Annotated in this window: 17 protein-coding genes; 9 read left to right on the top strand and 8 right to left on the bottom strand. The window is 65.3% G+C overall.

Translation table 11 applies throughout. From position 1 onward, the window contains the following. The first annotated feature begins 60 nt into the window (after nucleotides 1-60). Entirely contained in the window at nucleotides 61-1,389 is a 1,329-nt protein-coding gene (gene creD / locus IAE37_RS15450; RefSeq protein WP_201174947.1) for a cell envelope integrity protein CreD, read from the top strand. A 147-nt stretch (nucleotides 1,390-1,536) separates the two neighbouring features. Here the strand turns inward: creD and IAE37_RS15445 are convergent, their stop codons facing one another. The 5 genes from IAE37_RS15445 to aceE all read right to left on the bottom strand — a co-directional run bounded on the left by IAE37_RS15445 (nucleotide 1,537) and on the right by aceE (nucleotide 10,329). After that, a complete protein-coding gene (locus IAE37_RS15445) occupies nucleotides 1,537-2,160 on the bottom strand; it encodes a glutathione S-transferase (RefSeq protein ID WP_201174945.1) in 624 nt (207 codons plus the stop codon). A gap of 3 nt (nucleotides 2,161-2,163) precedes the next feature. Continuing rightward, nucleotides 2,164-2,832, bottom strand: a complete 669-nt coding sequence (msrA, locus tag IAE37_RS15440) for a peptide-methionine (S)-S-oxide reductase MsrA (RefSeq protein WP_201174944.1) — start codon at nucleotides 2,830-2,832, stop codon at nucleotides 2,164-2,166. A 147-nt stretch (nucleotides 2,833-2,979) separates the two neighbouring features. Continuing rightward, a complete protein-coding gene (locus tag IAE37_RS15435; protein WP_201174942.1) occupies nucleotides 2,980-5,670 on the bottom strand; it encodes a sensor domain-containing phosphodiesterase in 2,691 nt (896 codons plus the stop codon). Nucleotides 5,671-6,032: 362 nt separating this feature from the next. Continuing rightward, nucleotides 6,033-7,670, bottom strand: a complete 1,638-nt coding sequence (gene aceF / locus IAE37_RS15430) for a dihydrolipoyllysine-residue acetyltransferase (RefSeq protein WP_201174940.1) — start codon at nucleotides 7,668-7,670, stop codon at nucleotides 6,033-6,035. Nucleotides 7,671-7,683: 13 nt separating this feature from the next. Continuing rightward, nucleotides 7,684-10,329, bottom strand: a complete 2,646-nt coding sequence (gene aceE, locus IAE37_RS15425; RefSeq protein WP_201174938.1) for a pyruvate dehydrogenase (acetyl-transferring), homodimeric type — start codon at nucleotides 10,327-10,329, stop codon at nucleotides 7,684-7,686. A gap of 383 nt (nucleotides 10,330-10,712) precedes the next feature. Here aceE and glnE point away from each other — a divergent pair, with 383 nt between their 5' ends. From glnE to IAE37_RS15385, 8 genes are all read left to right on the top strand, one after another. Next, nucleotides 10,713-13,646: a bifunctional [glutamate--ammonia ligase]-adenylyl-L-tyrosine phosphorylase/[glutamate--ammonia-ligase] adenylyltransferase gene (glnE, locus tag IAE37_RS15420; protein WP_201174937.1), complete on the top strand. Its 2,934-nt coding sequence runs from the start codon at nucleotides 10,713-10,715 to the stop codon at nucleotides 13,644-13,646. A gap of 161 nt (nucleotides 13,647-13,807) precedes the next feature. Next, nucleotides 13,808-14,857: a lipopolysaccharide heptosyltransferase II gene (gene waaF, locus IAE37_RS15415; RefSeq protein WP_201174936.1), complete on the top strand. Its 1,050-nt coding sequence runs from the start codon at nucleotides 13,808-13,810 to the stop codon at nucleotides 14,855-14,857. Continuing rightward, nucleotides 14,858-15,919 carry a lipopolysaccharide heptosyltransferase I gene (gene waaC / locus IAE37_RS15410; RefSeq protein WP_201174935.1) on the top strand — a complete coding sequence of 354 codons (1,062 nt, stop codon included), beginning with the start codon at nucleotides 14,858-14,860 and terminating at the stop codon, nucleotides 15,917-15,919. After that, nucleotides 15,919-17,043 (top strand): glycosyltransferase family 4 protein, encoded by a 1,125-nt coding sequence (locus tag IAE37_RS15405; RefSeq protein ID WP_201174934.1) that lies wholly within the window; start codon nucleotides 15,919-15,921, stop codon nucleotides 17,041-17,043. Before waaC ends, IAE37_RS15405 begins: the two co-directional genes overlap by 1 nt. Then, nucleotides 17,040-17,846 carry a lipopolysaccharide core heptose(I) kinase RfaP gene (rfaP, locus tag IAE37_RS15400; RefSeq protein ID WP_201174933.1) on the top strand — a complete coding sequence of 269 codons (807 nt, stop codon included), beginning with the start codon at nucleotides 17,040-17,042 and terminating at the stop codon, nucleotides 17,844-17,846. Before IAE37_RS15405 ends, rfaP begins: the two co-directional genes overlap by 4 nt. Next, a complete protein-coding gene (locus tag IAE37_RS15395) occupies nucleotides 17,846-18,580 on the top strand; it encodes a protein kinase family protein (protein ID WP_201174931.1) in 735 nt (244 codons plus the stop codon). Before rfaP ends, IAE37_RS15395 begins: the two co-directional genes overlap by 1 nt. After that, on the top strand, nucleotides 18,577-19,329 hold the full coding sequence (locus tag IAE37_RS15390; RefSeq protein WP_201174929.1) for a lipopolysaccharide kinase InaA family protein: 753 nt from the start codon (nucleotides 18,577-18,579) through the stop codon (nucleotides 19,327-19,329). Before IAE37_RS15395 ends, IAE37_RS15390 begins: the two co-directional genes overlap by 4 nt. Continuing rightward, entirely contained in the window at nucleotides 19,329-20,771 is a 1,443-nt protein-coding gene (locus IAE37_RS15385; RefSeq protein WP_201174927.1) for a lipopolysaccharide kinase InaA family protein, read from the top strand. Before IAE37_RS15390 ends, IAE37_RS15385 begins: the two co-directional genes overlap by 1 nt. On the opposite strand, the gene IAE37_RS15380 is transcribed toward IAE37_RS15385, so the two are convergent. The 3 genes from IAE37_RS15380 to IAE37_RS15370 all read right to left on the bottom strand — a co-directional run bounded on the left by IAE37_RS15380 (nucleotide 20,732) and on the right by IAE37_RS15370 (nucleotide 24,886). After that, nucleotides 20,732-23,533 carry a dermonecrotic toxin domain-containing protein gene (locus tag IAE37_RS15380; RefSeq protein WP_201174925.1) on the bottom strand — a complete coding sequence of 934 codons (2,802 nt, stop codon included), beginning with the start codon at nucleotides 23,531-23,533 and terminating at the stop codon, nucleotides 20,732-20,734. The genes IAE37_RS15385 and IAE37_RS15380 overlap by 40 nt on opposite strands. A gap of 70 nt (nucleotides 23,534-23,603) precedes the next feature. After that, nucleotides 23,604-23,777: a hypothetical protein gene (locus IAE37_RS15375; protein WP_201174923.1), complete on the bottom strand. Its 174-nt coding sequence runs from the start codon at nucleotides 23,775-23,777 to the stop codon at nucleotides 23,604-23,606. Next, nucleotides 23,774-24,886 carry a PepSY-associated TM helix domain-containing protein gene (locus IAE37_RS15370; RefSeq protein ID WP_201174921.1) on the bottom strand — a complete coding sequence of 371 codons (1,113 nt, stop codon included), beginning with the start codon at nucleotides 24,884-24,886 and terminating at the stop codon, nucleotides 23,774-23,776. Before IAE37_RS15370 ends, IAE37_RS15375 begins: the two co-directional genes overlap by 4 nt. Nucleotides 24,887-24,966: the final 80 nt, after the last annotated feature.

Raw genomic sequence — 24,966 nt, 5'->3', positions numbered from 1 at the left:
GATCTCCACAGTGCCTCCATGCAGGACGCAGACACTGCGCCCACTGCCACAGGAGGCCCCATGAACAAGTCCCTTGCCTACAAACTCGGCACCATCGCCGGGCTGACGCTACTGCTGTTGATCCCCTTGCTGATGATCGGTGGCCTGATCACCGACCGCCAGCAACTGCGCGACGGCGTGCTGCACGACATCGCCCAGAGCGCCAGCTACGACCAGCAGGTCAGTGGCCCGCTGTTGGTGGTGCCGTACCGTAAGTACCAGCGCCGCTGGATCGAGAAGGATGGCCAGAGCGTGGAAGAAACCAGCACCGTCGCCGGCCATCTGTACTTCCTTCCGGAAACCTTCGACGCCGACCTGAGTGTGGATACCGAGCTGCGTGCCCGCGGCATTTACCAGGCACGCCTGTTCCATGCCAAGGGGCGGCTTTCGGGCCGCTTCAAGCTGCCGGTGCACTGGGGCATCGAGAAGGACTACGAAGACTACCGCTTCGACAAACCCTTCCTGGTGGTCGGCATCACCGATATCCGGGGTATCGAGAATGCCCTGGAGCTGAGCGTCGACGACCAGCGCGTGCCGTTCCAGGCCGGTACCCGCCTGGATTGGTTGCGCAGCGGCGTGCATGTCCCGCTGGTACAGCTCGACGGCCAGCAAGCCCGTGAATTCGCCTACGGCTTCGACCTGGCGTTGCAGGGCACCGGGCAGTTGCACCTGTTGCCGGTGGGGCGCGCCAGCAGTGTCGACATGCGCGCCAACTGGCCGCACCCAAGCTTCGTCGGCAGCTACCTGCCCAGCCGCCGCGACATCGACGACCAGGGCTTCACGGCGCACTGGCAGACCTCGTTCTTCGCCACCAACCTCGAGGATGCCCTGCGCCAATGCGCCACCGGCGGGCAGTGCGCGGATTTCAGCGAGCGCACCTTCGGCGTGAGCTTCGTCGACCCGGTGGACCAATACCTCAAGAGCGAGCGGGCGATCAAGTACGCACTGCTGTTCATCGCCCTGACCTTTGCCGGTTTCTTCCTCTTCGAAGTGCTCAAGGGCCTGAGCGTGCACCCGGTGCAGTACATCCTGGTGGGGGCGGCGCTGGCGTTCTTCTACCTGTTGCTGCTGTCGCTGTCCGAGCATATCGGCTTTGGCCTTGCGTACGCGTTGTCGGCCTCGGCCTGCGTATCGCTCATCGGTTTCTACCTGAGCCACGTGCTGCGCAGCCTGGGGCGGGGGGTAGGGTTCGCGGCGGGGTTGGCGGCGTTGTACGCGATGCTCTACGGCCTGCTCAGTGCCGAGGACTATGCGTTGCTGATGGGCTCGCTGCTGTGCTTTGGCTTGCTGGGCGTGTTCATGGTGCTGACCCGTCGGCTGGACTGGGCGCGAGTGGGGCGGGTGGCATGAGGGAGGATCGGGAGTTGGGGCGGTGGTTGGCCCGCAGGATCGGGCTGCTGTTTCCTGGGATACCGAGGTGAGACCTTCGCGGGTAAACCCGCTCCTACAAGGGTCACGCGGTCCCTGTAGGAGCGGGTTTACCCGCGAAGAGGCCCTTCAGGCCACCGGTGCTGTGGCGATCATCGATGGCCGTTTGGCCACCTCGGCATACCAGGCCGCCAGCCCGGGCTGGCGCTCACGCCAGCCAAACCCAGGCTGACGCAGGTCCAGATAACCGAGCGCACAGGCCACGCCGATCGCAGCCAGGTCGAAGCCCGAGGCCAGTTCGGCCAGGTGTTCCTGCTCCAGATTGGCCAGGCTGCGGCGGATCTTCCCGGCCTGTGCTTCGAGCCAGTCATCCCAGCGCTTGTCCTCGGGCCGCAGGAAGCTTTCGTAGCGGCTGGACACCGACGCATCCATGATCGCATCGGCCTGCGAGGCCAGGGTCATGCGCCGCCAGCGCGCCGACCCTTCGCGGGGTAGCAGCGGCTCGCCGACATGCTGCAGGTCGAGGTACTCGCAGATCACCCGGCTGTCGTGCAGCACGCTGCCATCGGCCAGGCGCAGGGCCGGGATCTTGCCGATCGGGTTGCCCTGGTTGAGCTGCTCGTCACCGCTCAGCGGGCTGACGTTCACCGCTTGCAGGCTGACGCGGTCGAGCTGACCGGTCTCATGCAATACCACCATGACCTTGCGCACGAAGGGCGACAGCGGCGAGTGGAACAGGGTCATCGTGCCCATGCTTCAGTTGCCTTGCAGGCTCGGCGGCAGGCAAACGCCGGTGCCGCCGATGCCGCAGTAGCCCTGCGGGTTCTTGGCCAGGTACTGCTGGTGGTAGGCCTCGGCGAAGTAAACGGTGGGTGCCTGGTCGATCTCGGTGGTGATCTCGCCGAAACCGGCTTTGCTCAGTTCGGCCTGGAAGGCGTCGCGGCTGGCCTTGGCCTGTTCCAGCTGTTCGGGGCTGGTGCAGTAGATGGCCGAGCGGTACTGGGTGCCGACGTCGTTGCCCTGGCGCATGCCTTGGGTGGGGTTGTGCAGCTCCCAGAACATCGCCAGCAGCTCGCGGTAGCTGACCCTGTCCTTGTCGAACACCACCAGCACCACCTCGGTGTGGCCGGTCAGGCCCGAGCAGACTTCTTCGTAGGTCGGGTTCGGAGTGAAGCCGCCGGCGTAGCCGACCACGGTGCTGACCACGCCTTCACGCTGCCAGAAGCGGCGTTCGGCGCCCCAGAAGCAGCCCAGGCCGAAGATGGCGAAGTCGATGCTGCCTTCGAAGAACGGGCCGAGCAGCGGGGTGCCCTCGAACACGTAGTGGAACTCGGGCAGGGTCATCGGGGTGTCGCGACCGGGCAGGGCTTGCTCTGCGGTCGGCATGACGTTTTTGTTCACCAGGATTTCAGAACGCAGGGCCATGGCCGTTCCTCTGTAGTCGGTTGAGAATGCGCTGGCCTCTTCGCGGATAAACCCGCTCCTACAGGAACCATGCAGTTTGTTGTAGGAGCGGGTTTACCCGCGAAAGGGCCCGAATGGGCTCTATAGTGCCCGAGCTTAACGCCGCTGTCAGGCCATTGGACCGCGCGGATAACGCTTGAGCTTCTCGGCAAGCTCACGCCCCGGGATCGGCCGGTCGAACAGGTAGCCCTGGCCCACGTCGCAGCGGTGCCGGCGCAGGAATGCCAGCTGTTCCGGCGTCTCGATCCCCTCGGCCACCACCTTGAGCTTGAGATTGTGGGCCATGGCGACCACCGCCGAGGTGATCTCCATGTCGTCCTGGTTGTCGGGGATTTCGTTGATGAAGCTGCGATCGATCTTGATGATGTCGATCGGAAACTTTTTCAGGTAACTCAGCGACGAGTAGCCGGTACCGAAATCGTCCATCGCCAGGGTCAGGCCCAGGGCCTTGAGCTCGTCGAGCTGGCGGTGCGTGTCCTCGCTGGCCTCCAGCAGCAAGCCCTCGGTCAGCTCCAGTTCCAGCAGGTGCGGGGGCAGGGCTTCTTCCTTGAGGATGGTGCTGATCGAGGCGACCAGGTCGGGGTCGGAGAACTGCTTGGGCGACAGGTTGATGGCCACGTGCAGACGTCCCATGCCAGCCTTGCGCAGCTGTTGACTCATGCAGCAGGCCTGGCGCACCACCCACTTGCCGATGGGGATGATAAGCCCAGTTTCCTCGGCCACGCTGATGAACTGGTCGGGGCGGATCATCCCGCGCTCGGGGTGGTTCCAGCGCAGCAGCGCCTCAAGGCCCAGCAGGCGGCCACTGCGCAGGCACAGCTTGGGCTGGTAGAACACTTCCAGCTCGTTCTGGGTCAGGGCGCGGCGCAGGTTGTTCTCGACGAACAGCTTGTAGCTGGCCTCGGCGTTGAGCACTTCGGTGAACACCTGCACCTGGTGCTTGCCATTGGCCTTGGCCTTGTGCAGCGCCAGGCCGGCGTTCTTCATCAGCGTGGCCGGGTCGCTGCCATGCAGCGGCGCGCAGGCCAGGCCGACCGAGGCGGTGACGTTGATCAATTGGTTGTCGACGAACATCGGCTTGTCGAGGGTGTGCAGCAGTTGCTGGGCGACACCCTGGCCGTCTTCCGGGCTGGTGTTGTCGAGCAGCACGGCGAATTCGTTGCTGGCGAAGCGGGCCAGCATGCCGTCGGCGTTGAGGCTGTTGCGCAGGCGCCGGGCCAGGCTCACCAGCAGCTTGTCGCCGGTCTGGTGGCCAAGGCTGTCGTTGATCCGCTTGAAGTTGTCGATGTCCACCAGCAACAGGCAGATCGGGTTGTCGCCGACGTGGGCGAAGCGCTCGTCGAGGCTGCGGATGAACGCCGGGCGGTTGCCCAGGTTGGTCAGGTTGTCGGTGTAGGCCAGACGTTCGATGCGTTGCTGGGCCAGCTTGGACTGGGTGACGTCCTCGTAGATGCCGATGTAGTGGGTCAGCTCGCGGTTGTCGCCATACACCTTGGAAATCGACAGCTGGCCCCAGTAGGGTTCGAGGTTCTTGCGCCGGCTCTTGAATTCGCCTTGCCAGCTATTGCCCATGGCCAGGCTCGACGGCGAGTCGAACAGCAGCTCGCTGAGGTTCTCCAGCGCTGGAAGCTCGGCCAGGTGATGGCCCTGGACCTCGTCGGTGCTGTACTGGGTGATGGCGGTGAAGCTGGGGTTGACGTACTCCACCACGCCGTCGCGGTTGACCAGCAGGAAGGCACTGGCGCTTTGTTCCACGGCGCGTTGGAACAGGTGCAGGGCACTGGCCGCGGTGCGTCGGTTGTGGTTGGTGATGACCTGGGCGAACTGGTCGGCCAACTCGCCGGCGAAGGCGATCTCGTCGGATTGCCAGGCCCTGGGCGTGCCGGTCTGCTCCAGGCACAGCACCCCGACCACCTGGCCATCGACACGGATGCTGGCGTCGAGCATGGCGTTGTCGCAGACCGGCAGGGCCGCCACCAGGGCGCGGGTGCGTGGGTCATGGCTGGCATTGTGGGCGTCGATGGCGCGGCTGGTGTGCAGGGCTTCGAGGTAGTCGGGGAAGCGGCTGGCGTCGAGGGCCTCGGGCAGGCGGTGCACTTGTTCGTCGCGCAGCCAGGCAGTGATCGGCTCCAGGCGCTGGCCTTCGAGGTGCCAGATGCTGGCGCTGTCGACCTTGTAGATCTCGCAGGCGCTGCGGGTGATCAGCTCGGCGGCTTCGAGCAGCGAATTCTCGGCGCTGTAGCGCTGGCGGGCGAGGCGCAGGATCAGGTCCTGCTGGCCGCGCACGCGTTCGAGGTGTTCGAGCTGTTCCTGCTGGGCATGCTGGTTGAGCTGCAAGGCCAGTTGCAGACGGTTGTTGCGCGACTCCAGCTCATCGGCAGTGGGGTCGGCGGCGCCTTGTACCTGGTCGTCCAGCACCGCCAGGTAGCCGCGCAGCAACTGGCGATTGTGCTGCTTGTAGGCCTCGCCGGTTTCCAGCAGGCGCAGGGCGCCAGCCTGGGCATGCAGGGTGTAACGCACCCGGTAGTAGCCGCGGCGGCCCAGTTGCTGCTGGATATCGTCGTGCAAGGCGTAGCGCGCCTCGGGTTCCATCAGGCTGGCATAGGGCGAGCCGATCAGCGCGCACAGCTCGGCGGCGGGCATGGCGAACTGGCGTTCGCAGGCGGGGTCGAGGTAGAGCATTGCCCAGCTGGCTTCGTTGAGCCTTTCGAAACGCAGCATGCCGAGCCGCGAGGGCACGGGAAGCTGCGTGACGACCTCGGCCGCCACACGGCTGGCGGCATCGGGTTGGCTTTTCATCGAAGACTCGCTTGAAGAGGTGACGCGGCCTGGGCGGCGGCGCATCTGGCAAGGTTGCATCATGTCCCCATAGCTGGCAAGCGGCCATAGGGGGTATCAGTCAGGTTTTCGGCCGGGTTGGGCAAATCCTTAGGTTTGCGGGGGGAGGGTTTGTGGGCTCATGGGGTGCGATGGTGCTTGCCGGGGGGTAATGCATTGGGGCGGATATCGAGCGCCGCCCGTGCGGCGCGCGATCTACGCGACACTACAATTCCCAAGCCAAGCCCATAAAAAAAGCCCCGCCAAAGGACGGGGTTGAGGTACGAGCGTGGCAGCTCGAAAAGGGTACCTGCCTCCCCGAGGGGAGGCAGGTTGGCTGCCTGTTACAGCAGCATGGTGCGGATGTCGGTCAGCAGGTCGCCCAGGCGCTTGGTGAAGCGCGCGGCGGCGGCGCCGTTGATCACGCGGTGATCGTAGGACAGCGACAGCGGCAGCATCAGCTTCGGCTGGAAGGCCTTGCCATCCCAGACCGGTTGCATGGTGGCCTTGGAAACACCGAGGATCGCCACCTCTGGCGCGTTGACGATCGGCGTGAAGCCGGTGCCGCCAATGTGGCCGAGGCTGGAGATGGTGAAGCAGGCGCCTTGCATGTCGTCGGCCGACAGCTTCTTGGTGCGTGCCTTCTCGGCCAGGGCCGCGGCTTCGCCAGCCAGTTGCAGCAGGCTCTTCTGGTCGACGTTCTTGATCACGGGGACCAGCAGGCCATCCGGGGTGTCCACGGCGAAGCCGATGTTCACGTACTTCTTGCGGATGATCGCCTTGCCGCTCGGCGCCAGCGAACTGTTGAAGTCCGGCAGCTCCTTGAGCAGGTGGGCGCAGGCCTTGAGCAGCAGTGGCAGCACGGTCAGCTTGACGCCAGCCTTCTCGGCCACGGCCTTCTGCGCCACGCGGAAGGCTTCCAGCTCGGTGATGTCGGCCGAGTCGAACTGGGTGACGTGCGGCACGTTCAGCCAGCTGCGGTGCAGGTTGGCGGCACCGACCTGCATCAGGCGGGTCAGGGCGACTTCTTCGACTTCGCCGAACTTGCTGAAGTCCACGGTCGGGATCGGCGGGATGCCGGCACCACCGGTCGCACCGGCAGCCGGGGCTTCCTTGGCCTTCTGCATGACCGATTTGACGTAGACCTGCACGTCTTCCTTGAGGATGCGGCCGTGCGGCCCGGTCGCGGCGACCGCGCCCAGGTCGACACCGAATTCACGGGCCAGCTGGCGCACGGCCGGGCCGGCATGCACCTTGGCGTTGCTGCCGGCAGCCGGGGCGGTGGCCGCCGGAGCAGGGGCAGCAGCCGGAGCGGCGGCGGCAGGAGCGGCAGCTGGCGCTGCTTCTGCCTTGGCGGCAGGGGCAGCGGCTGGAGCCGGTGCGGCAGCCGGGGCTGCGCCGGCGACTTCGAGCTTGAGGATCAGGTCACCGGTGCCGACTTCGTCGTCCAGCTTGGCGATCACTTCCTTCACCACGCCAGCGGCGGGCGACGGGATCTCCATGGAGGCCTTGTCGGACTCCAGGGTGATCAGCGACTGGTCGGCTTCGACGGTATCGCCGGCCTTGACCAGCACTTCGATGATCTTGGCCTTGCCCGACGAGCCGATGTCCGGCACGTGGATGTCCTGCACGCTGGCGGCAGCCGGGGCTGCGGCCGGGGCAGGCGCTGGTGCGGCTTCGGCAGCTGGCGCTGGTGCTGCAGCCTGGGCCGGCGCGGCCGCAGGTGCCTCAGGGGCCGCGGCAGCGGCGCCCTCGGCTTCCAGGACCAGCAGCTCGTCGCCTTCTTTCAGGCGGTCGCCCAGCTTGACCTTCAGTTCCTTGATGACGCCGGCCTTGGGAGCCGGGATCTCCATGGAGGCCTTGTCGGACTCCAGGGTCAGCAGGCTCTGGTCAGCCTCGATACGGTCACCGACCTTGACGAACAGCTCGATGATTTCACCTTCACCGCTGCCGATGTCAGGTACGCGAATGAGTTCGCTCACTTAAAGATACTCCTCAGCAGTCCAGTGGGTTGCGCTTGTCCGGATCGATGCCGAACTTGACGATGGCGTCAGCCACAACCTTGGGTTCGATCTCGCCACGGTCAGCCAGGGCTTCCAGGGCAGCCAGCACCACGAAGTGGCGGTCGACTTCGAAGAAGTGACGCAGCTTCTTGCGGCTGTCGCTGCGACCGTAACCGTCGGTACCCAGGACCTTGAACTCTTTGCTCGGCACCCACTGGCGGATCTGCTCGGCGAACAGCTTCATGTAGTCGGTGGACGCGATGACCGGGCCCTTGCGGCCGCCCAGGCACTGCTCGACGTAGGTCTGCTGTGGCTTCTGGCCAGGCTTGAGGCGGTTGGCACGTTCCACGGCCAGGCCGTCGCGGCGCAGTTCGTTGAAGCTGGTGACGCTCCACACGTCGGCACCGACGTTGAATTCTTCACGCAGGATCTTCGCCGCTTCGCGGACTTCGCGCAGGATGGTACCTGAGCCCATCAGCTGCACGTGGTGCGCGGCTTCGCGGGTGTCTTCTTCCAGCAGGTACATACCCTTGATGATGCCTTCCTCGACACCGGCCGGCATGGCTGGCTGCTGGTAGGACTCGTTCATCACGGTGATGTAGTAGAAGATGTCCTGTTGCTCTTCGGTCATCTTCTTCATGCCGTCCTGGATGATCACCGCCAGCTCGTAGCCGTAGGTCGGATCATAGGTGCGGCAGTTCGGGATGGTGCCGGCCATCATGTGGCTGTGACCATCTTCGTGCTGCAGGCCTTCACCGTTCAGGGTGGTACGGCCGGCGGTACCGCCGATCAGGAAGCCACGGGTGCGGCTGTCGCCAGCGGCCCAGGCCAGGTCGCCGATACGCTGGAAGCCGAACATCGAGTAGAAGATGTAGAACGGCAGCATCGGCTGGTTGTGGCAGCTGTACGAGGTACCGGCAGCGATGAACGACGACATGGCGCCGGCTTCGTTGATGCCTTCCTCGAGGATCTGGCCCTTCTTGTCCTCGCGGTAGAACATCACCTGGTCCTTGTCGACCGGCTCGTAGAGCTGGCCCACGGACGAGTAGATGCCCAACTGGCGGAACATGCCTTCCATACCGAAGGTACGGGCTTCGTCCGGGATGATCGGAACGATGCGCTGGCCGACTTCCTTGTCCTTGACCAGCTGCGCCAGGATGCGCACGAAGGCCATGGTGGTGGAAATTTCGCGGTCGCCCGAGCCGTCCAGGATCGCCTTCAGGGTTTCCAGTGGCGGGGTCGGTACGCTGAAGCTCTTGGCACGGCGCTGCGGCACGAAGCCACCCAAGGCTGCGCGGCGCTCGGCCAGGTACTTGGCTTCGGCCGAACCTTCTTCAGGCTTGAAGAATGGCAGGTGCTCGAGGTCGGCATCCTTGACCGGGATGTCGAAGCGGTCACGGAAGTGACGCAGGCTGTCGACGTCGACCTTCTTGGTGTTGTGCGCGGTGTTCTTGGCTTCGCCGGCACCGGTACCGTAACCCTTGATGGTCTTGGCCAGGATGACGGTCGGCTGTTCCTTGTGGTTCACAGCCTGGTGGTATGCCGCGTAGACCTTGTACGGGTCGTGGCCGCCACGGTTGAGCTTCCAGATCTCGTCGTCGGACAGGTCTTCGACCATGGCCTTGAGTTCCGGGGTGTTGAAGAAGTGCTCACGGACGTACGCACCGTCCTTGGCCTTGTAGTTCTGGTACTCGCCGTCGATGACTTCGTCCATGCGGCGCTGCAGGGCACCGTTGGTGTCCTTGGCCAGCAGCGGGTCCCAGAAGCGGCCCCAGACGACCTTGTTGACGTTCCAGCCACCACCACGGAACACGCCTTCGAGTTCCTGGATGATCTTGCCGTTGCCGCGAACCGGGCCGTCGAGGCGCTGCAGGTTGCAGTTGATGACGAAGATCAGGTTGTCGAGCTTCTCGCGGCCAGCCAGGGCGATCGCGCCCAGGGATTCCGGCTCGTCGCACTCGCCGTCGCCCATGAAGCACCAGACCTTCTGCTTGCCGGCCGGGATGAAGCCGCGGGCTTCGAGGTACTTCATGAAACGCGCCTGGTAGATCGCCTGGATCGGGCCCAGACCCATCGAAACGGTCGGGAACTGCCAGAAGTCAGGCATCAGCCATGGGTGTGGGTACGACGACAGGCCGTTGCCGTCCACTTCCTGGCGGAAGTTGTTCATCTGCTCTTCGCTGATGCGGCCTTCCATGAAGGCGCGGGCGTAGACGCCAGGCGAAGCGTGGCCCTGGAAGAACACCAGGTCGCCGCCGTGTTCTTCGGTCGGGGCCTGGAAGAAGTAGTTGAAGCCGATGTCGTACAGGGTGGCGCTGGAGGCGAAGCTGGAGATGTGTCCGCCCAGGTCCGAGTCTTTCAGGTTGGTACGCATGACCATGGCCAGGGCGTTCCAACGCACCATCGAGCGAATGCGGCGTTCCATGAACAGGTCGCCAGGCATGCGTGCTTCGTGGGTGACAGGGATGGTGTTGCGGTACGGCGTGGTGATGGCATACGGCAGCTGCGAGCCACTACGGGTGGCCAGCTCGCCCATACGGGTCATCAGGTAATGAGCGCGGTCTTCGCCTTCTTTGTCGAGGACCGACTCCAGGGCATCCAGCCATTCCTGGGTTTCGATTGGATCGAGGTCTTGCATGGCTTGCTCCAGGGCGGAAAGGCCACCAGAATCGGGGGCCTGAGTTTGCGACTGGCCTTATGGGCAGACGTCGTGAATTCTTGGATTACCGGGGTGTGATCCGGCGCCGTGTAGTTTTACTACAAATGCTTTCGCATTTCATGCTTTTACCACGGCGGGGTAGTAGTAAAACTACAGAAATGCGACGTTTGGTCGCACCTCGGCTTGTGGGGAAAAACGTTCATGTTGGTTGGCGTTGTGTCGCGAACGGGTGCTTCTTGATGTTTCTTGCCAATGTTTCGTTTTTTTCAGCTATTTCCAACTTTTGTACGACAGTCCAACCGTGGTCCAGCCTCCCCGTGGCCGCTTCTACCCCTCTCTTTCTCGCCGATCAAGGATAGTCCATGCGCCTACCTTTGCCGCTCGATCTGCCCGTCACCCTGCAACCACTGGTCGCTCGCAACCAGCAGTTTCTGCACGATGCCGTGACGGCCTACCCTGAACTCGACTTGCAGACTTGGAGCCCGGTGCACCGGCAGCAGTTCGATCAGGTTGCCGCAGCCAGCGATTTCGTCCTCGAACTGGCCCAGCGCGAACCGGCCATGCTCTGTGCGCTGCTGGCCAGTGGCGAGCTGGATCGCCGCTATGCTCCAGGCGAACTGCGCGGGCAGGTTGCCGTTGCGGCCCAGGCGGCGCAGAGCGAAGACGAGCTGGCGCGCAACCTGCGGCGTGAGCGCAACCGCCAGCAGTTGCGCATCATCTGGCGCGACATCACCCGCCAGGCCGAGCTGGGTGAAACCTGCCAGGACCTTTCCGACCTTGCCGACGCTGCTATCGACGAAGCCTATCAATGGCTGTACCCGCGCTATTGCCAGCAGTTCGGCACGCCGATCGGCAACCGCAGCGGCCAGCCCCAGCACATGGTGGTGCTGGGCATGGGCAAGCTGGGCGCGATAGAGCTGAACCTGTCGTCGGACATCGACCTGATCTTCGCCTTCGCCGAAGGCGGTGAAACCGAGGGGGTCAAGCGTTCGCTGGACAACCAGGAGTTCTTCACCCGCTTGGGCCAGCGCCTGATCAAGGCCCTGGACCCGGTCACCGTCGATGGCTTCGTGTTCCGCGTCGACATGCGCCTGCGTCCCTACGGCTCGTCCGGCGCGCTGGTGCTGAGCTTCAATGCCCTGGAGCACTACTACCAGGACCAGGGCCGCGACTGGGAGCGCTACGCGATGATCAAGGCGCGCGTGGTCGCCGGCGACCAGGCCAGCGGCGCGCAGTTGCTGGAGATGCTGCGCCCGTTCGTTTACCGCCGTTACCTGGATTTTTCCGCCATCGAAGCGCTGCGCACCATGAAGCACCTGATCCAGCAAGAGGTGCGGCGCAAGGGCATGGCCGACAACATCAAGCTGGGCGCTGGTGGCATTCGTGAGGTCGAGTTCATCGCCCAGGCCTTCCAGTTGATCCACGGCGGGCGCGACCTGAGCTTGCAGCAGCGGCCGTTGCTCAAGGTGCTGGCAACCCTGGAGGGCCAGGGCTACCTGCCGCCGGCGGTGATCGAGGAGCTGCGCGAGGGCTATGAGTTCCTGCGTTACACCGAGCACGCCATCCAGGCCATCGCCGACCGCCAGACGCAGATGCTTCCCGAGGGTGAGACCGACCGCGCGCGGGTCGCCTACATCCTTGGCTTCGCCGACTGGCAGGCCTTCCACGACCAGCTGATGCACTGGCGTGGCCGGGTCGACTGGCATTTCCGCCAGGTCATCGCCGACCCGGACGAAGACGAAAGCGAGGGCGAATTGGTAGTCGGTGGCGAGTGGTCGCCGCTGTGGGAGCAGGTGCAGGACGAGGAGGCCGCCGCTCGCCAGCTCGAGGAAGCCGGTTTCAAGCAGCCTGCCGACGCCCTGCGCCGCCTGACCGGGCTGCGCGCCAGCCCGCAGCTGCGTTCGATGCAGCGCATCGGCCGCGAGCGGCTGGATGCCTTCATTCCGCGGCTGCTGGCCCAGGCGGTGGAGCATGACAAGCCCGACCTGGTGCTCGAACGCGTGCTGCCGCTGGTGGAGGCGGTGGCCCGACGCTCGGCCTACCTGGTGCTGCTGACCGAGAACCCTGGCGCTCTGCGCCGGCTGCTGACCCTGTGCGCGGCCAGCCCTTGGATCGCCGAGCAGATCGCCCTCTACCCATTGCTGCTCGACGAGCTGCTCAACGAGGGCCGGCTGTTCAGCCCGCCGCTCGCCCCGGAGCTGGCCGCCGAGCTACGCGAGCGGCTGACGCGCATCCCCGAGGACGACCTGGAGCAGCAGATGGAGGCGCTGCGCCACTTCAAGCTGGCCCACAGCCTGCGTGTGGCGGCTTCCGAGATCAGCGGCAACCTGCCGCTGATGAAGGTCAGCGACTACCTCACCTGGCTGGCCGAGGCGATCCTCGACCAGGTGCTGGCGCTGGCCTGGCGCCAGACGGTGGCCCGCCACGGCCAACCCAAGGGCAGCGACGGCAGCTTGTGCGACCCAGGTTTCATCATCATCGGCTATGGCAAGGTCGGCGGCCTGGAGCTGGGCCATGGCTCGGACCTGGACCTGGTGTTCATCCACGATGGCGACCCGCAGGCCGAAACCGACGGCGCCAAACCGATCGACAGCGCGCAGTTCTTCACCCGCCTGGGCCAGCGCATCATCCACCTGCTGACTACCCAGACCAACTCCGGCCAACTGTATGACGTCGACATGCGCCTGCGCCCGTCCGGCGCGTCGGGCTTGCTGGTCAGTTCGCTGGGAGCGTTCGAGCGCTACCAGCAGAGCCAGGCCTGGACCTGGGAGCACCAGGCGCTGGTGCGCGCGCGCGTGCTGGTGGGCTGCCCGCAGCTGGCGGCAGCGTTCGAGGGCGTGCGCGCCAAGGTGCTGGGGCGTGAGCGAGACCTGGCCGGGCTGCGTACCGAGGTGAGCGAGATGCGCGCCAAGATGCGTGACAACCTCGGTACCAAGGCCACAGCCGCGGGCACTGCCGGCAACGCCTTCGACGCCGGTATGCCCTTCGATATCAAGCAGGATGCCGGCGGTATCGTCGATATCGAATTTATGGTGCAATACGCCGCTTTGGCCTGGTCCCACGACCATCCGGCCATACTCCGATGGACCGATAACATCCGCATTCTGGAAGAGCTGGAGCAGGCAGGGTTGATGCCGGCCAGCGACGCGGTGCTGTTGCGTGAGGTGTACAAGGCGTTCCGCTCGGCGTCGCACCGCCAGGCCCTGCAGAAGCAGGCCGGGGTGATCGACGCGGCGCAGTTCGCCGATGAGCGTCGCGAGGTGCGGCGGATCTGGGGTGAACTGGGGCTGACTTGAGATCGTTGGGGCCGCTTTGCGGCCCATCGCGGCGCAAAGCAGCCCCAAAGGCCCCTCCCAGGCCACCAGTGTTACACTGTCCGCCACATAGCCTGAATATAAAGAGGGGAGGCCAGGCTGTAACGCAGCCTGCAGCCTCCCCGACCGTTTCTGGACGAAGCATGAGAATACTGATCATTGGCCCCAGCTGGGTCGGCGACATGGTGATGGCGCAGACCCTGTTCCAGTGCCTGAAGCAGCAGCACCCGGATTGCGTGATCGACGTGCTGGCCCCCGAGTGGAGCCGGCCGATCCTCGAGCGCATGCCCGAGGTGCGCCAGGCCCTGAGCTTCCCGCTCGGCCATGGTGCGCTGGAACTGGCCACGCGACGGCGCATCGGCAAGTCCCTGGCTGGCCAGTACGACCAGGCGATTCTGCTGCCCAACTCGCTGAAGTCGGCGCTGGTGCCGTTCTTCGCCGGCATTCCCAAGCGTACCGGCTGGCGCGGCGAGATGCGTTTTGGCCTGCTCAACGACGTGCGCAAGCTGGACAAGACCCGCTATCCGTTGATGATCGAGCGCTTCATGGCCCTGGCCTACACGCCCGGCGCCGAACTGCCGCAGCCTTACCCACGGCCGAGCCTGCGCATCGAGCCGCAGAGCCGCGATGCCGCCTTGGCCAAGTTCGGTCTGGCGCTGGACCGCCCGGTGCTGGCGCTGTGCCCAGGCGCCGAGTTCGGCGAGGCCAAGCGCTGGCCTGCCGAGCACTACGCCGAGGTGGCCGATGCGCTGATTCGCCGGGGCTGGCAGGTCTGGCTGTTCGGCTCGAAGAACGACCACCCGGTCGGCGAGCAGATCCGCGACCGGCTGATCCCAGGGTTCCGTGAAGAGTCGTACAACCTGGCCGGAGAAACGTCGCTGGCCGAGGCCATCGACCTGATGTCCTGCGCCGACGCGGTGGTCACCAACGACTCCGGCCTGATGCACGTGGCCGCAGCGTTGAACCGCCCGCTGGTGGCGGTCTATGGTTCGACTTCGCCGGGCTTCACCCCGCCGTTGGCCGAACAGGTGGAGATCGTGCGCACCGGCATCGAATGCAGCCCCTGCTTCGACCGTACCTGCCGTTTCGGCCACTACAACTGCCTGCGCCTGCTCGACCCCGGCATGGTCATCGCCGCGTTGACGCGGCTGGGCGGGCCGGAATTGATCGATAGCGTGACCGAGGTCGACTAAGTGCGGGTACTGATCATCAAGACCTCGTCGCTGGGCGACGTCATCCACACCCTGCCGGCGATCACCGATGCCGCCCACGCGATCCCGGGCATCCGCTTCGACTGGGTGGTGGAAGAAGGCTTCGCCGAGATCCCCAGCTGGCACCCGGCGGTCGACCAGGTCATTCCGGTGGCCATCCGGCGCTGGCGCAAGAACCTCTGGCAAACCGTCAAGAGCGGCGAGTGGAAGGCCTTCAAGCAACGCCTGCGCGAGCGCCAGTACGACCTGGTGATCGATGCCCAGGGGCTGGTCAAGTCAGCCTGGCTGACCCGCTATGTCAAGGCACCGGTAGCGGGCCTGGATCGGTACTCGGCCCGCGAGGGCTGGGCCAGTCGCTTCTATGACCGGCGCCTGTCGGTGGCGGTCGGCCAACATGCCGTGGAGCGTACACGCCAGCTGTTCGCCATGGCCCTGGCCTACGACCTGCCGGAAGGCCTGGGCAACTACGGGCTCGACCTGGACCGCCTGCAGTTGCCGCCGGCTGCGCCCTACGTGGTGTTCCTGCATGGCACCACCTGGGCCACCAAGCACTGGCCCGAGGCCTATTGGCGCGAGTTGGCCGAGCGCATGGGGCGGCGCAAGCTGCAGGTGTGCCTGCCGTGGGGTAATCCGGCCGAGAAGGAACGGGCCGAGCGCATCGCCAAGGGCTTGAACAACTGCCAGGTACTCCCCAAATTGAACCTGGCCGGTGTTGCCCGCGTGCTGGCCGCCGCCAAGGCCTGCGTGGCCGTGGACACCGGGCTGGGCCACCTGGCTGCAGCGCTGGACGTGCCGACCATTTCCCTGTTCGGCCCGACCAACCCGGGCCTGACCGGAGCCTATGGCCGCACGCAGATCCACCAGGCCAGCGACTGGCCGCCGTGCGCGCCTTGCCTGCAAAAGAAATGCACCTACAAACCGAGCGCCGACGACCTGCGCCGGTTCGATATCAAACGCGAGTGGCCGCTGTGCTTCACTCGCCTGAATCCCGAGCATGTGGCGAGCCGCCTGAGCGCGCTGCTGCTGGCTGAGGATGTTCGTTGATGCAACTGGCTTTCGTACTCTACAAATACTTCCCCTTCGGCGGGCTGCAGCGCGATTTCATGCGTATTGCCCTGGAGTGCCAGAAGCGGGGCCACCAGATCCGCGTGTACACGTTGATCTGGGAGGGTGACATTCCGCCGGGCTTCGAGGTGCTGGTGGCGCCGGTCAAGGCGCTGTTCAACCACCGTCGCAACGAGAAGCTCAGCGCCTGGATGGCCGCCGACCTGGCCAAGCGCCCGGTCGATCGCCTGATCGGCTTCAACAAGATGCCAGGGCTGGACGTGTACTACGCCGCCGACGGCTGCTTCGAAGACAAGGCCCAGACCTTGCGCGGCGGCTTGTATCGTCGCTGGGGCCGCTACCGGCATTTCGCCGAGTACGAGCGGGCCGTGTTCGCCAAGGACGCCCACACCGAGGTGCTGATGATTTCCGAGGTGCAACAACCACTGTTCATCAAGCACTACGGCACCCCGGTGGAGCGTTTCCACCTGCTGCCGCCGGGCATCTCCCAGGACCGCCGGGCGCCGGCCAATGCCGCCGAGATCCGCGCCGAGTTCCGCCAGGAGTTCGGCCTGGGCGACGACGACCTGCTGCTGGTGCAGATCGGCTCGGGGTTCAAGACCAAGGGCGTCGACCGCAGCCTCAAGGCCCTGGCCGCGTTGCCCGCGGCCCTGCGCAAACGCACCCGGCTGATGGTCATCGGCCAGGACGACCCCAAGGTCTTCCAGTTGCAGAGCGCGACCCTGGGCCTGGGCGAGCAGGTGCAGTTCCTCAAGGGGCGCAGCGACATCCCGCGCTTCCTGCTCGGTGCCGACCTGCTGATTCACCCGGCCTACAACGAAAATACCGGCACCGTGCTGCTCGAAGCCCTGGTGGCCGGGTTGCCGGTGCTGGTGTCCAAGGTCTGCGGCTACGCCCACTACATCGCCGAGGCCGACAGCGGCCTGGTGCTGGACGAGCCGTTCGAGCAGGAGCAGCTCAACCGCTACCTGCAGCGCATACTCGAAGACCCGCAGGCCCGCGCCGACTGGTCGCGCAACGGCCTGGCGTTCGCCGACACGGCAGACCTGTACAGCATGCCGCAGCATGCCGCCGACGTGATCCTCGGGCAGGTGGGCGCATGAAGCTGATCCTGGCCGAGCCGTTCAAGCACCTGTGGGCCAAGCGCGATGCCTTCGAGGCAGTCGAGGCCCTGCAGGGCGAGGTTTACCGCGAACTCGAAGGGCGCCGAACACTGCGTACCGAGGTCGAGGGCAAGGGCTACTTCGTGAAGATCCACCGCGGCATCGGCTGGGGCGAGATCTTCAAGAACCTGTTCACCGCCAAGCTGCCGGTGCTTGGCGCCGGCCAGGAATGGCGGGCCATCCAGCGCCTGCACGAAGTCGGCGTGCCGACCATGACCGCAGTGGCCTACGGCGAGCGCGGCGGCGACCCGGCCCGCCAGCACTCGTTCATCGTCACCGAGGAACTGGCGCCGACCATCAGCCTGGAGGACTACAGCCTCGACTGGGTCAAGCAGCCTCCGGCGCCGCGCCTGAAATGGGCGCTGATCGCCGAGGTGGCGAAGATGACCGGTGGCATGCACCGCGCCGGGGTCAACCACCGCGACTGCTACATCTGCCACTTCCTGCTGCACACCGACCGCCCGGTGACGCCGGAGGACTTCAAGCTGTCGGTGATCGACCTGCACCGCGCCCAGACCCGGGCGACAATCAGCCGTCGCTGGCGCGACAAGGACCTTGCCGCCCTGTACTTCTCGGCCCTGGACATCGGCCTGACGCAGCGCGACAAGCTGCGCTTCCTGCGCGGCTACTTCCAGCGCCCGCTGCGCCAGGTACTTGCCGATGAAGCGGCACTGCTCGCCTGGCTCGAGCGCAAGGCGCAGAAACTCTACGATCGCAAGCAACGCTATGGGGACGCACTCTGATGGCGAGTTGGACACTGGCGCCGGGCTACGAGCACCTGGCGGCGGACTTCGGCAGCCTCGATGCGGTGTTCGCCGTGCAGGGCGAACGCCTGACGCGCGACCCGTTGAGCGAGGTCGTGCGCATCGAGCGTGACGGGGTCAACTATTACGTCAAGCGCTACACCGGCGCCGGCAAGCACATGCGCCGTTACCTCGGGCGGCCGCGGATCAAGGCCGAATGGCAGAACCTCAAGCAGTTCGCCAAGTGGCACATCCCCACCGCCGAGGTGGTGGCCTGGGGCCTGGAACGCAACGGCCTGGCCTTTGGCCGCGGGGCGATGGTCACGCGTGAATTGCCGCGTACCGAAGACCTGCAGGAACTGGCCAAGCGCAACGATCCGCGCCTGGCCGACCGCGCCTGGGTCGACCACGTCAGCCGCCAGCTGGCGCGGCACACCCGGGTCATGCACGAACATCGTTTCGCCCACAACGACCTCAAGTGGCGCAACTTGCTGGTCGATGACCAGGGCACGCTGTTCTTCATCGATTGCCCGACCGGTGACTTCTGGCGCGGCTTCATGTGGCGCCACCGCCTGATCAAGGACCTGGCCTGCCTGGACAAGGTCGCCAAGTATCACCTGTCGGCGACCCAGCGCCTGCGTTTCTACCTGCAGTACCGTCAGCGCCAGCGCCTGAACGCCCGCGACAAGCGGCGCATCCGCCAGGTGTTGGGCTTTTTCGAGGGAAGGGAATGACCGATTACCTGGCCAGCGCGGACCTCGCGTTGCTGCAGCGCCATGGCCTGAACGATTTCGAGGCGCTGTGGACGCTGCAACTGGATGCGGTGGACGAACCCAACATCGGGCGGGGCGGCTGGAGCCAGGTGTTTCGCCTGGAGCTGGAGGGCAAAGGCTATTACCTCAAGCGCCAGGCCAACTACCTGACCCGCAGCCTGCACCGGCCGTTCGGCGAGCCGACCTTCGCCCGCGAGTTCCGCAATATCAGCCGCTACCAGAAACTCGCGATCCCGGCCTTGCAGGCGGTGTTCTATGGCGAGCGCCAAGGGGGCGGCGAGCACCGGGCGATCCTCATGACCCGCGCCCTGGATGGCTGGAGCGACCTGGACAGCCTGCTGGCGCAATGGCCGCAGTTCGACGCCTCGACGCGCGACGCCATCCTGCTCGCCTGTGGCGCCTTGGCCCGCACCCTGCACGCCGCCGGCCAGGTGCACGGCTGTTTCTACCCCAAGCACATTTTCCTGCGCCAGCGCCGTGAAGGCTGGGACGCGCAACTGATCGACCTGGAAAAGACCCGGCCGTTGCTGTTCGGCATGCGTGATCGGCTCAAGGACCTGGAACCCCTGCTGCGTCGCGCCCGCGTCTGGAGCGAGGCGGACGTGCGCACGCTGCTGGCCGCCTACCTGGCGCAACCGGCGGACAGCGTGCAAGTGGGGACCTGGTTGCAACGCCTGACGCAACGCCGTCGTGAAAAAGAGGCCCGCTGATGCGTTTGTCTGAACTCAAGGATCTGGGCCGCAGCCCGGCGCTGCCGTTGTCCATTACCCTCGCCGACGCTGCTGGCAGCGCCGACCTGCAACTGCTCAGCCTGCTGCGTGTACTGCCCGGCCAGCGCTACGTGGGTGCCGGCATCTGGCGCGGCACCCCGGTGCTGGCCAAGCTGTTGGTCGGCAGCAGTGCCGCACGGCATTTCCAGCGCGAACTCGAAGGCGTGAAGCTGCTCGCCGACCAAGGCCTGACCACGCCGACACTGCTGGCCGATGGGCTCAAGGAAGGCGAGGGTGGCTGGCTGCTGTTCGAATTCCTCGATGACGCCCAGAGCCTGGCCGATGCCTGGGCCGAAGTGGAGCGCCAGCCGGTGCTGTCCGATGCGCAGCACCTGGTGCTCGGCGAGGCCCTCACCGCCGTGGCGCAGATGCACGCCAAGGGCCTGTGGCAAGAAGACCTGCACCTGGACAACCTGCTGCGCCACGGCGGCAAGCTGTACCTGATCGACGGTGCCGGCATCCGCGCCGAGACTGCCGGCCAGCAGTTGTCGCGCCCGCGCGTGCTGGAAAACCTCGGGGTGTTCTTCGCCCAGTTGCCCAAGCGCCTGGAGCCGTTCATCGAGGAGCTGCTGGTGCATTACCTGCTGGCCAACGCCGAACATGCCTTGCCACTGGAGGCGTTGCAGAAGCAGGTCGACAAGGTGCGCAGCTGGCGGCAGAAGGACTACCTGGAAAAGGCCGGTCGCGAGTGCACGTTGTTCAGCGTCGAGCGCAGCCTGTCGGGCCTGCGGGCGATGCCGCGGGACCAGATGCAGGCCATGCTGCCGGTGCTGGAGCAGGCCGACCAACTGATCGACAAGGGCCACCTGTACAAGACCGGTGGCGCCGCCAGCGTCGCGCTTGTCGAGGTCGAAGGCCGCAAGCTGGTGCTCAAGCGCTACAACATCAAGAACACCGCCCACTGGTTCAAGCGCTTCTGGCGCCCGAGCAGGGCCTGGCATTCGTGGATCGAGGGCCACCGCCTGGCGTTTCTCGATATCGCCACCCCGCGTCCGTTGGCGGTGCTCGAGCAACGCGTGATGGGCCTGCGCAGCCGCGCCTACCTGGTCACCGAGTACCTCGATGGCCCCGACCTGACGGCATGCTTCGCGCCCTACGTGGATACCGGCGACGCCCCAGAGGAACAGGTGGATGCCCTGGTGCACTTGATGCGGCAACTTATCCGTGAGCGCATCAGCCATGGCGACTTCAAGGGCCACAACCTGTTCTGGGACAACGGCCAGTGGTCGCTGATCGACCTCGATGCCATGTGCCAGCACGCCACTCAGCTCAGCTTCGCCCCGGCCTATGCCCGTGACCGGGCGCGTCTGCTGCGCAACTGGCCCACTGCCAGTGCCTTGCATCAGCGCCTGGATCGGTTGCTGCCACGGCTGACCGAATAAGCCTCGGGCAGCGCCAGCCAATCGCTGCTGCGCCCGGCCTGGCGTACCTGTATGCGCCACTGACCATCCTGCCAACGCAGGGTCGCCCAAGGCTTGACTCCTGCGGTTTGGGCATGGGGTATGTGCAAGTGGTAACGCCCAGGCAGCAGGTGGCGGCTTACCGGCAACTGCCCGCCGTGGGTTTGCAGGTAAAGCTGCTCATCGGCCTGGAACAAGCCTTCGGCGTTATCGACCGGCGTGCCGGCCTGCGGCACTGGTAGGCGGCATTCGCTGAAAAGGGTCGCGAGGTCCGGCAAACCGTCGTACCACAGCAGCGGCGAGTCGATGACCCAGCGGCCATCGGCCAGGCGTTTGACGGGCTGTTTCAGGTAGGCATCGGGCTGGTCGGGGTCGATGACCCTCCAGCGACTACCGTCGAACGACACTTTGTAGTAGCGGCCCTGGTCATCTTGAATGAAGTACTGGGTCAATCCCTCGAATGCCGAGGCTTTTTCGTAAATGCCTTCACCGTACAGGCCATCGATGCGAAAGCGCAGGTGGCGAATGTCCGGGTTCACGCTGTAACGCGCCGGTAGCGGCACTGGCGGTTGCATGGGTAGGCCGCGCATGATGCGCCGCATCAGCCTGGTGTTGGCAAGGCTGCTGCCGGCATCGTTGATGTGGCTCAGCGCATTGTAGGCATGGCGCAGGACACCCTCGACATCCTCCTGGCGATAGGCATCCACCCCACTCCAGATTTCCACGGCCATGCGCCCAAGCACCAGCGGTATCAGTACCCTGGCTGGCAGTACCAGGCTTATCAGGTCCACCAGGTACCAACTGAAATTGATGGCTTGCCCGACATCGACTTCCAAGGTGGTGTGGCTGTTGGCATCGACGGTCGCCAGCAGGCCGTGGACCTCTGCCATGTAGTAAGCGAAGAAAAGGTCGCCGTCGATGGTCGGCATACTCAGCACCTGGCCCAGGCGGCCCTTGCGTAGCAGGGGTTCGGTTTCTCCCGCAGGGAGCAGGGCCAGGCGCAGGGCGACGTAGCGCTGCACTGCAGGTTCGCGCCGTAGTAGCCGTAACAGTTGGTAGCTGCTGGTAAAGGAGCGCCAGGCCTTTCTGTCGGGCGCGTCGGGGGTATAGAGAACGAAGGCGGTGGTATTGCGCGAAGTGCTTTGGATCAGCAGCACGCCTTGCACGGTATGGCCTTTGATCAGCAGTTGGCGGACGATGACCGAGTGCCCGTCGACAGGGGCTCGCAGTGCGTTGTCAGGTTGATCGAGCACCTGTTGTATCCACTGGTAGGCGCGTTCGTTCCAGTCCTTGCTGATGTGCCCGGCGTAGCGCGCCTTGATCGATTCGGCCCGCATGCGGGCACGGTTGATCCGGGCGTGTGCTTGCAAGCGCCACCTACCGATGGGGGCGTCGATCAGTTGGGTTCGCAGAAAGGCACTGTAGCTATCGCCCACGTTAAGCGTCCTCACCAACGCCTTGACGTAGTCTGGCGTCAGTTGGGCTGGCAAGGCTTTACCCTGGCGGTGCGCGACTCGAGCGGTCAGCCAGTAGTCGAAATCGAACCAGGCCAGGTTGTGTACCGCTAGCGCATCGAGCGAATAACGCGTCGAGGTGGTTTCTATCAGCGACTCCCCCGTTCGTTCACCGCCCTGCCATGTCACATAGCTGGAAGGTTGCAATGGGTTGAGGTGGGGCCCGACCTGACGCGTATGGGCGATGTCGATGACGATGTCGGACGCCGCGAAAGTAACACCCAAGTCGTGGCGCAGGCGTTGCTCGACCTGGGTCTTGGCCCAGGTCTGCAAGGTATGTCGCTGCTGAAACTGCGCCAGGGTCAGGATGCCCGGAGCGGCTACGCGCTCCGCGACTGCCACCAGTTCCTGCATGCCTTGCATGATATGAGCGAGTGCTTGTGGCGTTGCCGAGGCTAACCAGTTCGGCAGGTTCTTTTCGAGCAGGCGTGCATAACGTGTGCTGAGGATGCCGCGCTTGCCTGCGTCGTCGGCCAACGACATGGCGGCGCGCAGCCTTTCGGAATCACCGGATGTACCGGGCTGGATCGCAGCCCAGGCCAGGTTCAAACGTTGGCGTTGCGCTTCTATCAGGCAGTCGACCTGCTCTTGCAGGAAGTCGTCGGCGTACCATTCATAGCGCAGTCGATCCGCCTGCGCAGCGTTGGCAAGTTGCGGCGCATCCACCAGCAGATGCAGCAGCGGCTGGCTTTGGATCGGATCGTCGAGGCGCTCGCACAACTCCAGGTGCAACTCGGCCAGCGACGCATAGGCTTCGATACCTTGCGTCAGGCCGCAAAGCAGTGCCGGGCCAGTGGTCGGGGCGGGTTCCAGCCGTACGCCAGGGGGTGCGCCCCTGACAATCACGAACACACCCGGTATAGCGGCGCGCCAGGCGGGGCGAATACGGCTGAGCGTGGGGCGATAGACCTGGGCACGCTGGGCGGGTGGTTGCTGCTGACGTTGCCAGGCGTAGGGCAGATCCAGCACGGTGGCTATGGTTGCGACGTGGGGTCGCTCCAGCGTCATGTCGTTGCTGCGCAGGTCGAGCTGCGCATGCATCATCGCCCGGTGTATATCGGCCAGACGCATCCTGCGCGAGCGGCCTTGGTCGTCGGTGCTGGCCCAGTATTGGGCGAGTTCGCCGTGCAGTTGCTGGCGGGTCTGCAGCCGTGGGTCGGCGACTGGCAACGCGCTCAGCAATGCCAGGGCCTGTTGTTCAAGAAATTCGATACGCTCCAGCGGCAACATGCGCTGCTCCTTCTTCTGGGAGCAGCCAGCTTGCCGCTATCGGCTGGGTAGCCAGCGGTATCGGGTTATTTCATCGCCACAAACCTCGTAGGGCCAACCCGGTGGGTATGCCAAGGCCAAGCCAGGCAAGCATGTCCCAAGCGCCATCGCCCAGCAGCGCGGCGAACAGCCCTGCTGCGCTGAGCAGGGCGATGGCTGCCGGCCAGGCGAAAACCTTGCTCGTCGATTGCGAACGGTGGCTCATGCCCTGGCCTCCCGGGCGCGGTAGTGCTTGCCCCACCACAGGTACAGGCCACTGCCGAGCACGATGATGGTCAGCACATCCAGTGCCGCCCAGAGGATCTGCATGGGCCGGCCACCGTAGTCACCGAAGTGCAGGGGCTGTGACAGGCCCATGGCATCCATGTACCAGGGCCGCTCGCCCACTGCGGTGACGTCGAGGGTGCGTGCGTCGATCAGCACCGGGGTGAGCAGGTGCGAGGTCAGGTGCGTGGCGCCTTTCATGAAGACCGCGTAGTGGTGCTCGCTGGAGAAGCGGGTGCCGGGGAAGGCGATGAAGTCAGGGCGCATGCCGGGTGCGGCCTGTTCGGCGATGTTCAGCAGGCGTGTGGCCGGGGCGCGTTCGGTGAGCGGCGGGGCGTCGCGGTAGGGCGCGACCATCGCCGCCAGGCTGTCGTTGCGCCAGGCGGCGATGACCAGGTCGGAAAGCGCGCTGATCACTCCGGTCACGCCTACGGTGAGGGCCCATGCCAGGGTCACGACGCCGATCAGGTTGTGCAGGTCGAGCCAGCGCAGGCGGCGCGATTTGTCGTGGCGCACGGTGGCGAAGTCCAGGCGGCGCATGAACGGCGCATAGAGCACGGTGCCGGAAACGATCGCGACCACGAACAACACCCCCATGAAGGCCAACAGCAGCTTGCCCGGCAGGCCGGCGAACATGTCCACGTGCAGGCGCAGCATGATCATCATGAACCCGCCGTTGGCGGCCGGCATGGCCACCGCTTCGCCGGTGCGGGCGTCGAGCATGAAGGTGTGCGAGGAGTTCGGTTCGGTCCCGGCGGTGGCAGCGGTGATGGCGACCAGGCCGTTGGGGTCGTCCTCGTCATAGCCGAAGTACTGCATCACCTCGCCAGGGCGGTGTTGTTCAGCCTTGAGCACCAGCTGTTGCAGGTCGAGGTGCGGGGTGTCGGCGGGCATTTCGCGCAGCTCGGGGGCGTCGCCGAGCAGGTGTTCGAGTTCGTGGTGGAAGATCAGCGGCAGGCCGGTGAGCGCCAGCAGCAGCAGGAACAGGGTGCAGACCAGGCTGCTCCAGGTGTGGACCACCGACCAGCGGCGGAGGGTTGGGCTTTTCATCACGGTACCGATTGTTTTCTGTTGGACCGTGGGGCTGCTGCGCAGCCCTTTCGCGGCACAAGGCCGCTCCTACTGGGGAA

It is taken from the genome of Pseudomonas sp. S31, from assembly GCF_016648105.1.
GTDB lineage: Bacteria > Pseudomonadota > Gammaproteobacteria > Pseudomonadales > Pseudomonadaceae > Aquipseudomonas.
Note: the sequence above shows the minus strand (reverse complement) of the source record. Positions and strands in the feature narration are given on the sequence as shown.